At 66.6% G+C, this 16,676-nt stretch carries 11 protein-coding genes; 9 read left to right on the top strand and 2 right to left on the bottom strand.

Annotated elements, in window-relative coordinates; genetic code table 11:
* The first annotated feature begins 239 nt into the window (after positions 1 to 239).
* The 6 genes from ACQE2J_RS10060 to metX all read left to right on the top strand — a co-directional run bounded on the left by ACQE2J_RS10060 (position 240) and on the right by metX (position 10,318).
* A complete protein-coding gene (locus tag ACQE2J_RS10060) occupies positions 240 to 1,832 on the top strand; it encodes an HNH endonuclease signature motif containing protein (protein ID WP_135540933.1) in 1,593 nt (530 codons plus the stop codon).
* A gap of 39 nt (positions 1,833 to 1,871) precedes the next feature.
* Positions 1,872 to 2,645: a DNA recombination/repair protein RecA gene (locus tag ACQE2J_RS10065; RefSeq protein ID WP_240689951.1), complete on the top strand. Its 774-nt coding sequence runs from the start codon at positions 1,872 to 1,874 to the stop codon at positions 2,643 to 2,645.
* Entirely contained in the window at positions 2,635 to 4,233 is a 1,599-nt protein-coding gene (locus ACQE2J_RS10070) for a Y-family DNA polymerase (protein WP_135540931.1), read from the top strand. Before ACQE2J_RS10065 ends, ACQE2J_RS10070 begins: the two co-directional genes overlap by 11 nt.
* 54 nt (positions 4,234 to 4,287) lie before the next feature.
* Positions 4,288 to 7,755 (top strand): error-prone DNA polymerase, encoded by a 3,468-nt coding sequence (locus ACQE2J_RS10075; protein WP_135540929.1) that lies wholly within the window; start codon positions 4,288 to 4,290, stop codon positions 7,753 to 7,755.
* 204 nt (positions 7,756 to 7,959) lie between these two features.
* Positions 7,960 to 9,282 (top strand): O-acetylhomoserine aminocarboxypropyltransferase/cysteine synthase family protein, encoded by a 1,323-nt coding sequence (locus tag ACQE2J_RS10080; RefSeq protein WP_425119394.1) that lies wholly within the window; start codon positions 7,960 to 7,962, stop codon positions 9,280 to 9,282.
* A 1-nt stretch (position 9,283) separates the two neighbouring features.
* Positions 9,284 to 10,318, top strand: a complete 1,035-nt coding sequence (gene metX, locus ACQE2J_RS10085; RefSeq protein ID WP_135540925.1) for a homoserine O-acetyltransferase MetX — start codon at positions 9,284 to 9,286, stop codon at positions 10,316 to 10,318.
* Positions 10,319 to 10,476: 158 nt separating this feature from the next.
* Here metX and ACQE2J_RS10090 read toward each other — a convergent pair whose 3' ends face one another.
* Positions 10,477 to 12,513: an acyl-CoA dehydrogenase gene (locus tag ACQE2J_RS10090; protein ID WP_425119395.1), complete on the bottom strand. Its 2,037-nt coding sequence runs from the start codon at positions 12,511 to 12,513 to the stop codon at positions 10,477 to 10,479.
* On the bottom strand, positions 12,510 to 13,121 hold the full coding sequence (locus ACQE2J_RS10095; RefSeq protein ID WP_135540921.1) for a TetR/AcrR family transcriptional regulator: 612 nt from the start codon (positions 13,119 to 13,121) through the stop codon (positions 12,510 to 12,512). The genes ACQE2J_RS10090 and ACQE2J_RS10095 overlap by 4 nt, the downstream gene beginning before the upstream one ends.
* A gap of 58 nt (positions 13,122 to 13,179) precedes the next feature.
* On the opposite strand from ACQE2J_RS10095, the gene ACQE2J_RS10100 reads away from it, so the two are divergent.
* From ACQE2J_RS10100 to ACQE2J_RS10110, 3 genes are read left to right on the top strand one after another with little or no spacing between them, the layout of a single operon-like run.
* On the top strand, positions 13,180 to 14,469 hold the full coding sequence (locus ACQE2J_RS10100) for an acetyl-CoA C-acetyltransferase (RefSeq protein WP_135540919.1): 1,290 nt from the start codon (positions 13,180 to 13,182) through the stop codon (positions 14,467 to 14,469).
* Entirely contained in the window at positions 14,466 to 15,818 is a 1,353-nt protein-coding gene (locus ACQE2J_RS10105; RefSeq protein ID WP_425119396.1) for a 3-oxoacyl-ACP reductase, read from the top strand. The genes ACQE2J_RS10100 and ACQE2J_RS10105 overlap by 4 nt, the downstream gene beginning before the upstream one ends.
* Entirely contained in the window at positions 15,815 to 16,669 is an 855-nt protein-coding gene (locus tag ACQE2J_RS10110; protein WP_425119397.1) for a MaoC family dehydratase, read from the top strand. The genes ACQE2J_RS10105 and ACQE2J_RS10110 overlap by 4 nt, the downstream gene beginning before the upstream one ends.
* Positions 16,670 to 16,676 lie beyond the last annotated feature (7 nt).

The raw sequence follows: 16,676 nt of genomic DNA on the forward strand, positions 1-16,676 counted from the left end.
ACCCTACCCGTCGGTGCTGACATGACCGGGGCTGAGAGTTCGGCAATCCGCGGGGCCGGCGTGATTCAGCGCGGTCACCTGCAGAAACGAAACTCAATCGAATCTGGAATGCGTTCGAAGTCGCCGGTCTGCGTTCGATTGAGTTCTCGTGTCAGTGCCGACTTCTAGAGTGATGGCACGGTTGGCGGTCGTGGGGATTGCCGAACCGGAGGACCGAAGGGTCGCGGAAGGGCAGAACCATGAGAGACGACAAGCCGATTGATGTGGAGACCGCAGAGCTCGACGGGCTGAGTGTCGACCCGGGGGAATTTGGAGGGGCCGCGGCCGACGTGGATCTCAGCACCCTCACCTGCGCACAGATCGTGACCGATATCCGGCGCAACATCTCGTGCATCTCCTTCTGTCACGCTCGCGTCATCGCCCTCATCGATGAGGTTGAGCGGCGGGGGCTGTGGGCGGAATGGGTCGGAGTGAGGACTCTGGCCGAATGGGTGATGCATGTGGCATCGGTGAGCATGCACACTGCACGCGAATACGTCCGTGTGATGACAGCGCTGCGAGAGATGCCGAAGGTGAAGAGGAGCCTGGCAGACGGGGACATCAGCTTCTCCAAGGTGCGGGAAGTCACCCGATTGGGCGAGCGGATCGGCGACGATGAGGCGCTGCGCCTGGCCACTCTTGCCACGGGCAGCCAGATCAGCCGGATCTCCCAGAACTACCAGCAGCTGGCCGACAAGATCGACAACGGACCGTTCCCGCTGTTCCTGGCTCAAGACAGTGTGAGCATGCGTCAGGTGGCGCCTGGTCGGACCCGGATCACGATCGACCTCGAGGAAGACGAAGCCGCGGAGATCGCCACGATGCTCGATGCCGCCCGTCAGGTTCTCGAGCGTCCCGTTCGCGACGGCGCTTCCGACGAGCTCCGATCTGTGGCCGAGGACGGCACTGCGGTGGACGAGGCGCCTGATGAGCCGATCTCCCAAGTGATGTGCCTGATGGAGATCATCCATGCCTTCCCTCGCGCCGAGCCGGCGGGTTCGGTCGATGCCGATCGTGCTCGGCTGCTCGTCCACGCCTCCGCCGAGGTGATCACCCGCAGCGGCGCTGCCGTGGAAGCCGCCCCCGGACTTGAGCCCCCTCTTCTCAGCATCCCGGCAAGGACAGGAACTGAAGTCTGCGTCCCCGCGGGGACGCAGGCCGAACCGGAGGCGCCTGTAGGGCGAGCGGACACAACCTGTCGGATCGAAGGGTTCGGCGGCATCACCGCAGCGACGGCGGAGCGCCTGAGCTGTGAGGCGCTGATCAACGGGGTGGTCAAGGACGGCGGAGGCGATGTTCTGATGCTCGGGCGCTCGCGGCGACTGGTGAGCAGGCGACAGCGAATGGCCTTGAGCGTGCGCGATGTCTGCTGTCAATTCCCCGGCTGCCGCGCCCGCAGACGGTGCGATGCCCACCATATTCGTCCCTGGTCGCAGGGAGGGGCGACCGATATGGACAACCTCATCCTGCTCTGCCGCAGACACCACACCGTGGTGCACAAGTACCAGCTGCGCATCGAACGCACCGGAGCAGACTTCGCCGGAGCGATGCGCGGTCCCGCGGCCTTCGCCTTCTATCTGCCCGATGGCTCTCAGCTGCTTCCCCTGGAGAGTCGGGAGAGGGGACGGATGATGTTCAACACAGCGGTTCGCGTTGCAGAGGTCAGGAAGGCCACTGAGGCGGCCGATCCCGGCACTGTCGGCGGTGGCTACGGCTTTGACCTCGGCCTCTGCATCGCGTGGATGTTCGAAGCCGAATGGCGACACGCCCGGGAGCGCAGAGCTGGTGTCTGAATCTTGCCAATTTCGAACACCAGTTCGATAATAGATGTCATGTCAGCAGCACCGGTCGTCGAACAGCTCAGCCGGGAGATGGGGATCTCCACGGCTGCGGCTCTGTTCGATCAGATCCCACCCCATCCGGTGGATCCTGTGCTCTCTCCGCTGTTTCGCCGCGGTGGTCTGCCGCGTGGTGAACTCGTCACCGTCAGCGGTGAGCTGTCGTTGAGCTGCGGCTTGGCGACGATCGCTGCGGCGACCCGGGAACAGAAGTGGTGTGCCGGCATCGGACTCGGCGAACCGGCCGTGTCCTCGATTGCCGACCTCGGTGTCGACCTCGACCATTTCGTCAACCTCGCGACCCCCGGTGAGGACTGGCTGCGGGTGGCTTCGATCCTCATCGAATCCTTCGACATCATCCTCGTCGACCCCGGCTTCGCCCCGAGTGCTTCGGAACGGGCTCGGCTCCTGGCGAAGATCCGTGAACGACGGATGAGTCTCATCAGTCTCCGTCCCCTGTCCGGCAGCACGGAGCAGATCGAGATCACCGATACCCGCTGGTCGGGTGCCGAACACGGTCGCGGGCGTCTGCAGTCCTGCCTCGTCCGTGCTCGTTCACAGACGGGAGCCCATCGGTTCTTGCTGCCCGGCCCGTCCGGGACTCCCACGAGCGTCCCCGCGGGGACGCTCGACGTTCCCGCCGAAACCTCCGATGCAGCTGCCGGAGTGTCCACCACCCAGACAGGGACAGGGGATGCGGAGACCGCCGACGATCCTCGCTGGTCGACGATCACACAGCTGCGGCAGGTGATCAGCCATGTCGGATGAGTTCAGCCGCACCCTCGTCCTGACGGTGCCCGACTGGCCGGCCGTGGCCGCAGCGGTCGAACACGGCATCGGACCGGGCCGCCCGGTCGCAGTCCTCCACGGAGGCAAGGTCATCGCCGCCAATGCTCCCGCCCGTGCGGCCGGAATCACCGCCGGCAACAACAGGCGTGCCGTGGGATACCGCTGCCCGGAAGCCCATGTCGCCGTCTGGGATGAAGAGGCAGACAACCGACACTTCAGTGCCGGAGTCGCCGCCCTCGAAGACCTCGTCGCCCGGTTCACTCTGCTCAGCCCGGGAACCTTGGCGATCCCTCTCGATTCGCTCAGACACAGCTGCGCAGACGAAGCCGGCGCTGTCGAAACCCTGGTCTCCGCTCTCGTCGACGACACCGGATGGGAATTCTTCCCCGGAATCGCCGACACCGTCTTCGCCGCCGTCCTCGCCGCAGGTCAAGCGCGTCGGGTCGAGCCCGGGCAGACCGTGGACTTCCTCTCGGCCCAGCCGATCACCACCCTGGAATACGCCGGCACCGAGGCGACCGGGCTGATCGAGGTCTTCCTGCAGTTGGGGCTGCGCACCCTCGGCGACTTCGCTCGCCTTGCGGCCGAAGACGTGAGCGCACGCTTCGGTGCCTTCGGCCGGCATGTGCACGACCTGGCCTCCGGTCGGGAAACGGTCCCGCTTGCCGACCACGTCCGCGGCGAACAGCTCGAAGTCGAACTCGACCTCGATGCCCCGACGACCCGCAGCGACACCCTCGGATTCCTCGCCCGCCAGCTCGGTGCAGATCTGCTGGCCAAGGTGCGCAGGCAGGGGCTGGTCTGCACGCAGATCACGATCGAACTCGATGCCGCAGCCGGTCGATCCTCATCCCGAACCTGGCGGATTGAGGACATGCAGGAGAACTCGATCGCAGACCGACTGAGGTGGCAGGCCGAAGGCTGGCTGGCCGGCGGTGCAGCTCCGCGCGGCGACAGTCGGCAGGAGCCCGACACCGTCGACGATCCGGCCCCCGACGTCGAGGACTTCTCCGAAGACGGCATCATCGCGTTGCGCCTCATCGCCGCCGAATTGACCACCCCGATCGGTGCCACGCGGAGCCTGTTCGACGAGAACACCGGGCAGATCACCCATACCCTCGAACGTCTGCAGGGACTGTTCGGACCCGATGCCGTCCTGGTCCCCGGCCTCCAAGGCGGGTGGGACCCCGCCGAGACGAACCTGTGGACCCCGTGGCAGCAGGCAGCCGTCCCTGAGCGCAGCCCCTCTGCGCCCTGGCCCGGTGCCCTGCACGCGCCCCGTCCGACGACCGTCGAACGCCTCGCCGTCGACGTGCTCGCAGCCGACGGGACGTCGGTGGAAGCCCGCCCCTCGGGGCTGGAGGCCACACCGGCGACGATCAGATTCCCCACCGGGCAGACCGAGGCCGTCACCGACTACTCGGGCTCCTGGCCCATCGAATCCGGGTGGTGGGATCCCGAACGGGCCGTGTACCGGACCCGACTGCAGGTCGTCACCGATACCGGGCGCGCTCTGCTGCTGAGCAAGGAACACGGCCAGTGGTACCTGACCGGACGCTACTGCTGATCAGGTTCCGGACCACGGTCACTGATGAGAAACCATGGATGAGAGGAGGCCGCGATGGGATTTTCGAACCCGCGCACCCCCTGGTCGAAGCTCGCCCGCCGACTCGAAGGCAAAGACACACCCGGAGTACGCGAGGCCTCCGACTCACGTGCCGCCCCGGGGACGGGAGGAGCGGACGGCGCAACCGACAAACACAGTGCCGACAAACACAGTGTTGACAAACATGCCGACGGCTCCGACGCGCCGGCGTTCTCTCGCCCCGACCGCTACCAGGTCTCCGTCGGACCAGGCGGTTCGGACGGGCGCGGCCGCTACCACGAACCGACAGGCGCCGGCATGGGGAGGGGGACGAACGGCGGTCCGCCGCCGCGACGGACGAACGTGGAGTGGGCGGAGCTGCACGTGCATTCCCAGTTCAGCTTCCTCGACGGGGCGTCCGAACCCGAAGAGCTCGTCGCCGCCGGAGCCGCTGCCGGACTGACCTCTCTGGCGCTGACCGACCACAACGGTCTCTACGGTGCGGTCCGCTTCGCCCATGCCGCCGCCGAAGCGGGGCTGGACACTGTCTTCGGCTCCGAACTGTCCCTCGGGTTGGAAGAGAAGATCCCCGGCCAGACCGATCCCGATGCGAAACACCTGCTCGTCCTCGCTCGCAGCGTCGACGGCTACCACCGACTCTCCCAGGCCATCACCGAGGCGAATCTGCGCGGGGAGAAGAACCGCCCCGTCTTCGACATCGAAGAGCTGGCGGCGATGGACGGCGACTGGATGATCCTCACCGGCTGCCGCAAGGGTCCGCTGCGACAGGCCCTGGGCGATGACGATGGGGGCCTCGGCGCTCTGCGCGAACTCACTGCGCTCTTCGGACCCGATCGGGTCGCCGTCGAACTCAGCCGGGACGGAACCCCGGATGACGACGAAAGGCTGCGCCACCTCGGCGATCTGGCCAAGCGCACGCATCTGCCGATCGTGGCGAGCAACGCCGTCCACTTCGCCACCCGCGCCGGCTGGAAGTCCGCGCAGGTGAGAGCCTCGGTGCGCGCACGACTCTCCTTGGACGAACTGACCGGATGGCTGCCGGCGACGGCGAGCGCCCGCATCCACACGGGAGAGGAGATGGCCGCGAGGTTCCCCCGGCAGGCGTTGGAGAACGCGGTGCGGATCGGGAGGGAATGTTCCTTCGTCCTGTCTGCGGCCCGTCCCGATCTGCCGAAGGCGCCGATGCCCGATGAGGGCGACGGGGAGGCCTATCTGCGCGGTCTCATCGCCGACCGCGGCCGGCACCGCTACGGGACCAGAGCCGAGAACCCGAGAGCGTGGGAGCAGCTGGATCGGGAGATGGACATGATCGCACAGCTGGGTTTCTGCGGATACTTCCTCATCGTCTTCGACATCACCGAATTCTGCCGTCAGATGGGGATCTTCTGCCAGGGGCGGGGCTCGGCGGCGAACTCCGCGGTCTGCTTCGTCCTCGGCATCACCGCCGTCGACGCGGTCAAGCACGAGCTGCTCTTCGACCGGTTCCTGTCCCCGGACCGCAAGGGGTATCCGGACATCGACATCGACATCGAATCGGGCCGCCGCGAGGAGGTCATCCAATACGTCTACGATCATTTCGGCCGAGATCGGGCCGCTCAGGTCGCCAATGTCATCACCTACCGAGCGAAATCGGCGATCCGGGACGCGGCCTTCAGCCTCGGCTACGCTCCCGGACAGCAGGATGCGTTCTCGAAGGCGAGCAACCGGTGGGCGAGCCTGCCCGATGCCGCAGACTCGTCGGTGCCCGCGCCCGTGCTCCGGGTCGCCGGAGACCTGCTCGGCTCACCCCGGCACCTGGGCATCCACTCCGGCGGAATGATCCTCGCCGACCGTGCCATCGGCGAGGTGGTGCCGATCGAGAAGGCCACGATGGGCCACCGCACCGTGGTGCAGTGGGACAAAGACGACTGTGCGGCCATGGAACTGGTGAAGTTCGATCTGCTCGGCCTGGGCATGCTCACCGCCCTGCACGAGATGGTCGGTCTCGTCCACCGCCACACCGGCGTCCTCATCGACCGGGCGGAGATCGACGACACGGATGACGCCGTCTACGAGATGCTGTGCCGCGCCGATGCCGTCGGGGTCTTCCAGGTCGAATCCCGGGCCCAGCTGGCGACCCTGCCTCGGCTGCGACCGAAGACGTTCTACGACCTGGCCGTGCAGGTCGCGCTCATCCGCCCGGGCCCGATCCAGGGCGGCTCCGTTCACCCATACATCCGCAGGCGGCAGAGCCTCGACGAGGTCGAATACCTCCACCCGCTGCTCGAGAAGTCCTTGGCCAAGACCTGCGGAGTGCCGCTGTTCCAAGAGCAGCTCATGCAGATGGCCATCGATGTCGGAGGCTTCACCGGGGCCGACGCCGACCGCCTGCGGCAGGCCATGGGCTCACGCCGGTCGGAGAAGCGGATGGCCGAACTCGCAGAGAAGTTCCGCCTCGGCGCCCTGGAACGTGGGGTCGACGAAGATACCGCCGAGGCGATCTTCGCGACCATCGCCGCCTTCGCGAACTACGGGTTCCCCGAATCGCACGCGATCAGCTTCGCGAACCTCGTCTACCAGTCCGCCTGGTTCAAGCATCACCATCATGCGGCGTTCACTGCCGGACTGCTGCGCAGCCAGCCGATGGGCTTCTACTCACCGCAGTCGCTCATCGCCGATGCCCGCCGACATGGGGTGCCGATCCTGCCCGTCGACATCCGCTGTTCGCAGGCGGCGACCGACCTCGAACGGGTCGGGCTCGGGGACGCGGGGAGCACCGGCACCGAGGCGGCCGCCTCGGCGGGGGAGCTGGGGATCCGTCTGGGACTGGACACGGTCGCACATGTCGGCACCTTCGCCGAGGTGATCGTGGCCGAACGCGAATCCGCTCCCTTCTCCTCGGTGGCGGACCTGGCCGAACGCACAGGAATCGGCAAGCAGGCCCTGGAGTCCTTGGCCACGGCCGGAGCCCTGGCCGGATTCGACCTCGACCGCAGGCAGGCGCTGTGGCTGGCCGGGGGAGTCGCCGGTGCCCACCCGGGGCTGCTGCCGGGGACGGCGACGGTGGACTCGGCACCGGCGCTGCCGACGATGGACGCCTTCGATGTGACCTTGGCCGAGCTCTTCTCCACCGGGATCACCGTCGACGGCTACCCCACACAGATCCTGCGGGAGACGCTGCGCGCCCGCGGGTACTCCTCGACCGCGGATGCCGCACGCGCTGCGGACGGGACCCGGATGACCGTGGCCGCGATCGTCACCCACCGGCAGCGTCCTGCCACCGCCTCGGGGATCACCTTCATCAACCTCGAAGACGAATTCGGAATGCTCAATGTCGTCGCCACGGCCGGACTGATGAAACGCTTCCGCGCGGTCGCGACCTCCCGCAACGTCCTCGTCGTCACCGGTCTCATCCAGCGCGGGGGAGACGTCGTGAGCCTCTACGCACACAAACTCATCCCGCTCGAAGTGCAGCTGCCGACGAAGGCACGGAACTTCCGCTGAGGACAGGGGCCGGCTGATCTGCGCACAGCAAATGCCTGTCGAAATGCGACCGGCGGGAGTCTGTCATCTGTGACGAAAGATGACACGTGATGACACCAACATGACACACAGGCGGACGTGCGCCGAGAAAGTCGATGACAGTAGACAACATCACATCGACCTCAACCGCCGGCACCGCCGTCGCCCTCACAGAGGAGAGACACCATGAGCCAGTCATTCGACACCCGTCAGATCCACGCGGGACAGACACCCGACCCGGCCACCGGATCGCGCGCCCTGCCCATTCACCAGACGACCTCCTTCGTCTTCGACAGCAACGAGACCGCGGCCAACCGCTTCGCCCTCTCCGAGCTCGGTCCGATCTACACCCGCATCACGAACCCGACCACCGAGGTCGTGGAGAACCGCATCGCCGACCTCGAAGGCGGAGTGCACGCCGTGCTCACCGCATCGGGACAGTCCGCAGCCCTGCTGGCGATCACGAACATCGCCGGTGCCGGTGATCACATCGTGGCCAGCTCCAGCCTCTACGGCGGCACGCAGAACCTCTTCAACGTCACCCTGCGCAAGCTCGGCATCGACACCACCTTCGTCGACGTCGACGATCTCGACGAGTGGAAGAACGCCGTGCAGGAGAACACGAAGCTGTTCTTCGCAGAGGTCGTCTCCAACCCCCGCTCCGATGTCCTCGACATCACCGCCGTCGCTGATATCGCCCACGCCGCCGGTGTGCCGCTGTTCACCGACAACACGCTGGCCAGCCCCTACCTCGTGCGTCCGATCGAACACGGCGCCGATGTCGTCCTCCATTCGGCCACGAAGTACCTCGGCGGACACGGCACCTCGATCGCCGGTGTCGTCGTCGACAGCGGAAACTTCGACTACGGCGCACAGCCGGAGAAGTTCCCCGGCTTCAACGAACCCGATGAGTCCTACAACGGCCTCGTCTACGCCCGCGACCTCGGAGCCGACGGCCCCTTCGGCGCCAATGTGTCCTTCGGGCTCAAGGCCCGGGTGCAGGGCCTGCGCGATCTCGGACCGGCGGCCAGCCCGTTCAACGCCTTCCTCATCGCTCAGGGTCTGGAGACGCTGAGCCTGCGCATCGCCCGCCACGTCGAGAACGCTGAGAAGGTCGCCGCCTACCTCGAAGGTCACGACCAGGTCACCCGCGTCGCCTACGCCGGGCTCGCCTCGAGCCCCTGGAACGAGAAGGCGAAGAAGTACCTGCCCAACGGCGTCGGATCCGTGCTGGCCTTCGACATCGCCGGCGGCTACGACGCAGCTGTGGCCTTCGTCGACGCCCTCGAACTGCACTCACACGTGGCCAACATCGGCGACGTCCGCTCCCTCGTCATCCACCCGGCCTCGACCACGCACTCGCAGCTCGACGACGCGGCTCAGGAAGCGGCCGGAGTCAACCCCGCACTGGTGCGCCTGTCCGTGGGCCTCGAAGGCATCGACGACATCATCGGCGACCTCGACAAGGGCTTCGCAGCAGCAGCGGCGAAGGCGTCGACCGCGGTCTGAGATGACCACCCAGAGCACTTCGGTCGAACGGATCCTGGGCTTCGGCACGGATTCGGGACACACGTTCGGTACGGTTGAGATCGCCTATGAGACCTTCGGCACTCTCAACTCGGATCGGTCCAATGCGATCCTCATCGAACATGCTCTGACCGGCGATACCCGCGTCACCGACTGGTGGGCGGGTGTCGTCGGCCCCGGCGAGGCCGTGGACACGAACGACTACTTCGTCGTGTGCGCGAATTCTCTCGGCGGCTGTTCGGGCACGACCGGTCCGCAGTCGATCTTCGATGACGGGTTGGCCTACGGCTCCCGGTTCCCCCGGGTTTCGATCCGGGACATGGCCAGATTGGAGCACAACCTCGCACAGATCCTCGGCATCGACTCCTGGGCCGCCGTGATCGGCGGATCCATGGGAGGCGCCCGAGCCCTGGAGTTCGCGCTGTTGGACCAGCGGAAGGTGCGCAAATGCGCGATCCTCGCCGCTCCCGCATTCTGCGAAGCCGACCAGATCGCCTGGGCGATGATGCAGGAGCGGGCGATCGAACTCGACCCCGACTACTATTCCGGAGACTATTCGGCCGTCGGTCGGTTTCCGGGACAGGGACTCGGCCTGGCCCGTCAGATCGCGCATCTGACCTACCGCAACGACGCCGAACTCAACGAACGGTTCTCCCGTCGCAGACGATCCGAGGACTACTACGAGGTCACCTCGTACCTCGACCATCAGGCGAAGAAGCTCACCGCCCGGTTCGACCCGCACAGCTACATCGTGCTCACCCGTGCGCTGCGCGACCATGATGTCCGCCACGGCCGCTCGGCCGACCTCGCCACCGCACTGGCCGATGCGTGCCGGGACAACCTCGTCGTCTCCGTGTCCTCGGACCGACTGTTCCCACCCGAACAGGTGGGCATCCTCGCCGAGGCACTGCCGGGCCGGGTCAGACACGATGTCATCGACTCGGCCGTCGGCCACGACGGGTTCCTCACCGAAACCGAACAGATCTCTGCGACACTCGCAGAGTTCCTCGCCGCCTGAAGCTCACGGAACTTCCGCAAGCAGACAGAACCGCCGCAAGCAGGCAGCACTGCTGAGAGCAGACAGCACAAAGCCCCCGCAGACCGTTCGCTGCGGGGGCTTTGTGCTGCCGGTCGGATGCGCACACTCCGATGAGCGTGCGCATCAGAGACCGGTGATCACTTCGCGGCCTGCTTGGCTTTCTTCGCGGCCTTGCGCAGCTGCTTCTCGTCGACGGGGAAGTCCTCACGAGCGCGGGCCCGACGGTAGTAGTCGGCGGCCTCGGCCTGACGTTCGGCTTCGACTCCCGTGGAGATCGTCGCACGACGATGGATGTCGTCGTAGCCGAATGCCTCGACGAGATCGAGGGCATTGGCAGCGAGCTTCGCGCACAGACGCCCCATCGTCTCGTTGATCTGGCGGGCACGCGACATCGGCAGACGACCGTACATGAGATGCCAGGCCATGTGCTTCTCGATGAGTCCGAGACCGTAGGTGTCGCGCAGACGACGGAAGACCTTCCCCTGCTCGGGATCGGTCTGCTCCTTCATCTTCTCGTCCAGGGCCTTCCACTTCTCGAGCTCGACATAGGCGCGCGCCATCTCGATGAGCTCGTGCTGGTGGACGTTGAACAGCTCCGCGGCCTTGTCTGCCGGCATCTTCGTCGCCGGACGCAGCGCCTGGGCGACACCGGCGACCATGACCTCGAGGCGGGTCTCGAGCAGAGTGCGCTGCAGGCGTCCCGAACGGATCCGCTTGTCGCCGAGGTTCGGGGTGAAGGCATCGGAGATCGCTCGTCCCGCATTGGCCAGGCCCGTCCGGTAGAGCGTGTGCTCGGCGGCCTGGGTGCCGATGTAGCGGGCCGCGCCGCCGACGTCGAGGTGCGCGAATTCCTTCGCATAATCGCCGAGGAGGCGCTTGGCCACCAGCTGCAGCAGCACGGTGTTGTCGCCTTCGAAGGTGACATAGACGTCGAGGTCCGCCCGTAGGCCCACCAGTCGGTTCTCGGCCATGAAACCGGCACCGCCGCAGGCTTCGCGGCATTCCTGGATGACGTCGAGTGCCATCCATGTCGAGTCCGCCTTGAACGCGGCCGCGCGGGTTTCGAGCAGTGCGCGGTTCTCCTCGGAGTCATCGGCTCCGGAGAAGACCTCTTCGAACGAGGTCAGCAGCTTGTCGTGGGCGAACGACGAGGCGTAGACGGCGGCCAGGGCCGGCATCAGACGACGCTGGTGCTCTCCGTAGTCCAAGAGGGTGGTTTCGGCGAAGTCGTCGCCGGCGGTGAACTGCTTGCGTTCGAGTCCGTAGCGCACGGCGATGTCGAGGGCGAGCTTGGAGGCGACGATCGAGGCACCGTCGAGGGAGACACGACCCTGGACGAGGGTGCCGAGCATCGTGAAGAAACGACGCCCCGGCGACTCGATGGGGGAGGAGTAGGTGCCCTCGGCGGTGACGTCGCCGTAGCGGTTGAGGAGGTTCTTGCGCGGGATCCGCACGGAGTCGAAGGCGATGCGGCCGTTGTCGACTCCCTTGAGCCCGCCCTTGTAGCCGTCGTCCTCAAGTGAGATGCCCGGCAGCGGTTCACCGGCATCGTCGCGCACGGGCACGAAGAAGGCGTGCACTCCATGGTTGACACCCTGAGTGACGAGCTGGGCGAAGACGACGGCGGCGCGCGCATCGCGGGCGGCGTTGCCGATGTATTCCTTCGTCGCGGCTCGGAACGGGGTGACGATGACGAACTCTTCGCTCGCGGGATCGTAGGTGGCAGTCGTGGCGACGTTGGCGACGTCGGAGCCGTGTCCGATCTCGGTCATGGCGAATGAGCCCAGCAGCCGACCGCTCTGCGCATCGAGCAGCCACTTCTCATGCTGTTCGGCGTCGCCGAGGTGGAGGATCGCCCCGCCGAAGAGCCCGAACTGGACACCGGCCTTGATCTGCAGGCTGGGATTCGCTGTGACCGTCTCCTCGAAGCCGGAGACGTTGGTGGCGTGTTCGTTCTTCCCGCCCATCTCCGGGGGCAGGCCCGTCATCGGCAGTCCGGTCTCGGCCATCATGGCGACGCCGTCGAGCGTTTTCGCGCGAGCGGTCTCGAGGTCATCGGCCGGATCGTCGTAGATCGTCGGCTCCTGGGCCAGGGTGCGGCCGCGCTGGCGAGCCTCAGCCCACTGCCCGTCGAGCACGGTGTTGATGGCCTGCGGGTCAAGAGACAGCTTCATAGTTCTTCTCCTCGGTGTTCGGGCAGGGATGCCCAAAGCCAATCGGTGATGGTTGTGGTGAATTCTTCGGGCCGGTCGGGGTCGGACAGCCACGTCTCGGTCGCCGCACGGACGAAGCCGATCGCCCCCGCTGACCACAGCTGGGCTCGTTCGCCGTCGATGGCGAGGCGTTCGGCCAAGAGGGCGGCGATCGAATTGAAGAAGCCCCCGGTCTCCTCCGGGGCGAAACGATTCACCGCGGTGTCGCAGAACCGGTAGATGTTCGGCGATTCTCCGGCGAGGTTGACGAAGGCGCGGATCATCGCCGCCAACGCCTCATACCCGGTGGTGGATTCGTCCACCCGCACCGAGGCGGCCGCCGCGTCATCGAGAGACCGGACGATGAGACCCATCGCCCATTCCCCCATCGCGGCCTGGAGGCCCGCCCGGTCAGTGAAGTATCGGTAGAGCACGGATTTCGTGGTCCCCGAATGTTCCGAGATCTGATCCATCGACAGTTCGTCGCCGTACTCGTCGACGACGAGACGGACCGCTCGCAGCAGTTCGCGACGGCGCTCATCGCGGTGCTTCTGCCACCTCGTCGAGCGGCCGTCTGTGATCGATTTCATGTAACAGACGGTATCAGGTACTGTCGGTAACAGCTAAATCAACCATTCGGAGGTGCACATGTCCGCTCCCACTCAACGCGCCGTCATCCTCGGCGGCAATCGCATTCCCTTCGCGCGCTCGAACAAGCAGTACGCGAAGGCCACGAACCTCGATATGCTCACCTCGGCCATCGACGGGCTCGTCGCCCGCTTCGGGCTGGCCGGGGAGAACATCGGAGAGGTCGCCGGAGGCGCAGTCCTCAAACATTCGAAGGATTTCAACCTCACTCGTGAGGCCGTCCTCGGTTCTGCGCTGGCCCCGACGACCCCGGCATTCGACCTCGGCCAGGCCTGCGCCACCGGCCTGGAGGCCGTCGTCAGCCTCAACAACAAGATCAACGCCGGCCAGATCGAATCAGGCATCGCCTCGGGCGTGGACTCGGCCTCCGATGCCCCGATCGTCATCAACGATTCGATGCGCGAGATCCTGCTCGAGCTCACCCGGGCGAAGACGATGGTGCAGAAGGCGAAGATCGCTTCGCAGATCCGCCCCGCCTATCTCGCGCCCCAGGCTCCGAGTACGGGTGAGCCGCGCACCGGACTGAGCATGGGTGAGCACCAGGCGAAGACCACCGCCGAATGGGCCATCACGCGCCGGGCCCAGGACGAACTCGCCGTGGCTTCGCACCGGAACCTCGCCGCCGCGTGGAACGACGGGTTCTTCGACGACCTCACCACTCCGTACCTCGGGGTCAGCCGCGACACGAACATGCGCGCGGACTCGACCATGGAGTCTCTGGCGAAGCTCAACCCCGTCTTCGGCAAGAAGCTGCCCACCGAGGCGACGATGACCGCCGGCAACTCGACCCCGCTGACCGACGGCGCCTCCTCGGTGCTGCTGGGCAGCGAGGACTGGGCCGACGAGCACGGCTTCACCCCGCTGGCACGCCTCGTCGACGCCGAGGCCGCGGCAGTCGACTTCGTCGACGGCGCCGAGGGCCTGCTCATGGCTCCGGCCTATGCGGTCCCGCGCCTGCTGGCTCGCAATGGACTGACGTTCGATGACTTCGATGTCTTCGAGATCCACGAAGCCTTCGCCTCGACTGTGCTTTCGCACCTGGCGGCCTGGGAGTCCGAGGAGTTCTGCACGGAGAAGGCCGGACTCGACAAGGCGTTGGGCCCCATCGATCGTGACAAGCTCAACCCGCTGGGTTCGAGCCTGGCTGCCGGTCACCCCTTCGCTGCCACCGGCGGACGGATCATCGCCAGCACCGCCAAGCACCTGAAGACCACCGGAAAGAAGCGTTCCCTGGTGTCGATCTGCGCCGCAGGCGGTCAGGGACTCACCGCGATTGTGGAGGCAGTATGAAAGACACGTATCTCTCCCTCGTCAACGGACCGCTCAAGCAGGTCGCGAAGACCCTCGGACTGCCGCAGCCGGTCGAACTCAACCGCTTCGGCTCGACCCCGGCCAGCTACACGAACAAGCCGGTCCTCGTCCTCGGCACCGGAGCCGGCGCACAGAACCTCGCCGATCTCCTGCTGGAGAACGGCTTCGAGGTGCGCCGGAACGCGCAGACCGGTGAGAAGCTGCGGGCGATCATCGCCGTGCTCGACGATGCCCAGTCTCCGGCCGAACTCTCACCTGTCGTCCTCGAGGTCGGTGCGGCCCTGCGATCGCTGACGACCTGCGGTCGTGTGATCACGATCTCGACTGCCTCGGACCCAGCGAACCAGACACCCGAACAGGCCGCCACCACACAGGGCCTCACCGGCTTCACCCGTTCGGTCGCCCACGAGATGCGCGCCGGGGCCACCGCCAACGGCATCCTCCTCGACGGCGTCGACCTCACCGCACCCTCGGTGGCTGCGGCCCTGTGGTTCCTGCTCTCGGGCAAGTCCGCCTATGTGTCCGGGCAGTTCCTCACCGTGTCCTCCGGGGCCGGTGAGCGCCTCGACTTCACCACGTTCATGTCCACCGGGGCCAGGGGCCCGCTGGCCGGGCGCACCGCCGTCGTCACGGGGGCGGCACGCGGCATCGGTGCGGCGATCGCCCGCAATCTCGCCCGCGACGGCGCCTATGTCATCGGCGTCGACATGCCGCAGGCCGGTCAGGCACTGGCACAGGTGACGAATGAGATCGGGGGCAAGTCACTCCAGCTCGACATCACCGCCGGTGATGCGGCGGAGAAGATCGCCGAGGCGGTCGCGGCTCCCGTCGACATCCTCGTCCACAACGCGGGCATCACCCGCGACAAGATGCTCGCGAACATGGACGCCGGCAAATGGGACTCGGTCATCGCGGTCAACATCGCGGCGCAGACGATGATCAACGCCCACCTCGCCGAGAAGGGCCTCTTCGCCGAGGGCGCCCAGGTCGTGTCCCTGGCCTCGACCTCGGGCATCGCCGGCAACCGCGGACAGACGAACTATGCGACCTCGAAGGCCGGTGTCATCGGACTCACGGCCGCCTCGGCGCAGGACTTCGCTTCCCGTGGCGGGGCGATCAACGCGGTCGCGCCCGGGTTCATCGAAACGGATATGACCGCGAAGATGCCGACGCTGACCCGTCAGGTCGCCCGCCGGCTCTCCAGCCTCCAGCAGGGCGGTCAGCCGGTCGACGTCGCCGAGGCGATCAGCTTCCTCGCCTCGGCCGGCGCCCGCGGCATCAACGGTGAGACCCTGCGCGTGTGCGGACAGAACATGGTGGGTGCATGATGGCGGACTCGATGCTCCCCGTCTACGCCCGCGCCGTGCTCAAGACCCTGCCCGTGGGCTCGCGGACCAGCCCCGAGCTGCCGCAGCGGTCGATCGACCGCAGCGTACCGCTCGAACCGGTCGCCTACGCCGGTTTCGCCCATGTCGTGGAGCAGAGGCTCTACGACGTCGTCCACCCCGGCTACCTGCACGTGCTCGGCTTCCCGCTGAGCATGCAGCTGCTGTCCGATCCCGAAGTGCCGCTGCCGATGTTGGGGATGGTCCACATCCACAACCGGGTGGACGTGCTCTCTCCGGCCCGCCTCGGCGAGGTCGTCGACTTCCATGTCGAACTCGCCGGGCCGTTCGAGCACGCGAAGGGCACGACGATCGAGGTCCACGTCACCGCGCAGGTCGAGGGCCGTCCCGTGATGGATGAGGTCTCGACCTATCTCGCCAAGGGTAAGAAGCTGCCCGGTGCCCGGGCGCGAGCCCAGGTCCCGCATGCGGAGTTCACCGCCCCGCAGCCCAGCGCGCTGTGGCGGCTGGACCCGATCATCGGACAGCGCTACGCGCAGGTCTCCGGCGACTTCAACCCCATCCACCTCAATGGTCTGGCGGCGAAGGGCTTCGGGTTCTCGCGACAGATCGCCCACGGCATGTACACGGCCTCCCGGGCACTGTCGGCGATGGACCCGCGACTGGAGTCCTACCGCTGGGACGTGTCCTTCGCGAAGCCGATCCTGTTGCCGGGAACCGCCGGGTATGCGCTCACCGACGGACGGCGTCACGGGGCCTCGAGGTCGGCGGTCTTCGACCCGAAATCGGGCAAACCTCACGTGCTCACGCAGGTGGCACACCTCGAAGGATGAACCAAGA

Source organism: Brevibacterium sp. LE-L (assembly GCF_050214925.1).
Lineage (GTDB): Bacteria > Actinomycetota > Actinomycetes > Actinomycetales > Brevibacteriaceae > Brevibacterium.

Coding starts and splice junctions, on each gene's coding strand:
- ACQE2J_RS10060 (WP_135540933.1), top strand. CDS start 240: ATGAGAGACGACAAGCCGATTGATGTGGAGACCGCAGAGCTCGACGGG.
- ACQE2J_RS10090 (WP_425119395.1), bottom strand. CDS start 12,513: ATGAAGCTGTCTCTTGACCCGCAGGCCATCAACACCGTGCTCGACGGG.
- metX (WP_135540925.1), top strand. CDS start 9,284: ATGACCACCCAGAGCACTTCGGTCGAACGGATCCTGGGCTTCGGCACG.
- ACQE2J_RS10095 (WP_135540921.1), bottom strand. CDS start 13,121: ATGAAATCGATCACAGACGGCCGCTCGACGAGGTGGCAGAAGCACCGC.
- ACQE2J_RS10075 (WP_135540929.1), top strand. CDS start 4,288: ATGGGATTTTCGAACCCGCGCACCCCCTGGTCGAAGCTCGCCCGCCGA.
- ACQE2J_RS10110 (WP_425119397.1), top strand. CDS start 15,815: ATGATGGCGGACTCGATGCTCCCCGTCTACGCCCGCGCCGTGCTCAAG.
- ACQE2J_RS10065 (WP_240689951.1), top strand. CDS start 1,872: ATGTCAGCAGCACCGGTCGTCGAACAGCTCAGCCGGGAGATGGGGATC.
- ACQE2J_RS10070 (WP_135540931.1), top strand. CDS start 2,635: ATGTCGGATGAGTTCAGCCGCACCCTCGTCCTGACGGTGCCCGACTGG.
- ACQE2J_RS10105 (WP_425119396.1), top strand. CDS start 14,466: ATGAAAGACACGTATCTCTCCCTCGTCAACGGACCGCTCAAGCAGGTC.
- ACQE2J_RS10100 (WP_135540919.1), top strand. CDS start 13,180: ATGTCCGCTCCCACTCAACGCGCCGTCATCCTCGGCGGCAATCGCATT.
- ACQE2J_RS10080 (WP_425119394.1), top strand. CDS start 7,960: ATGAGCCAGTCATTCGACACCCGTCAGATCCACGCGGGACAGACACCC.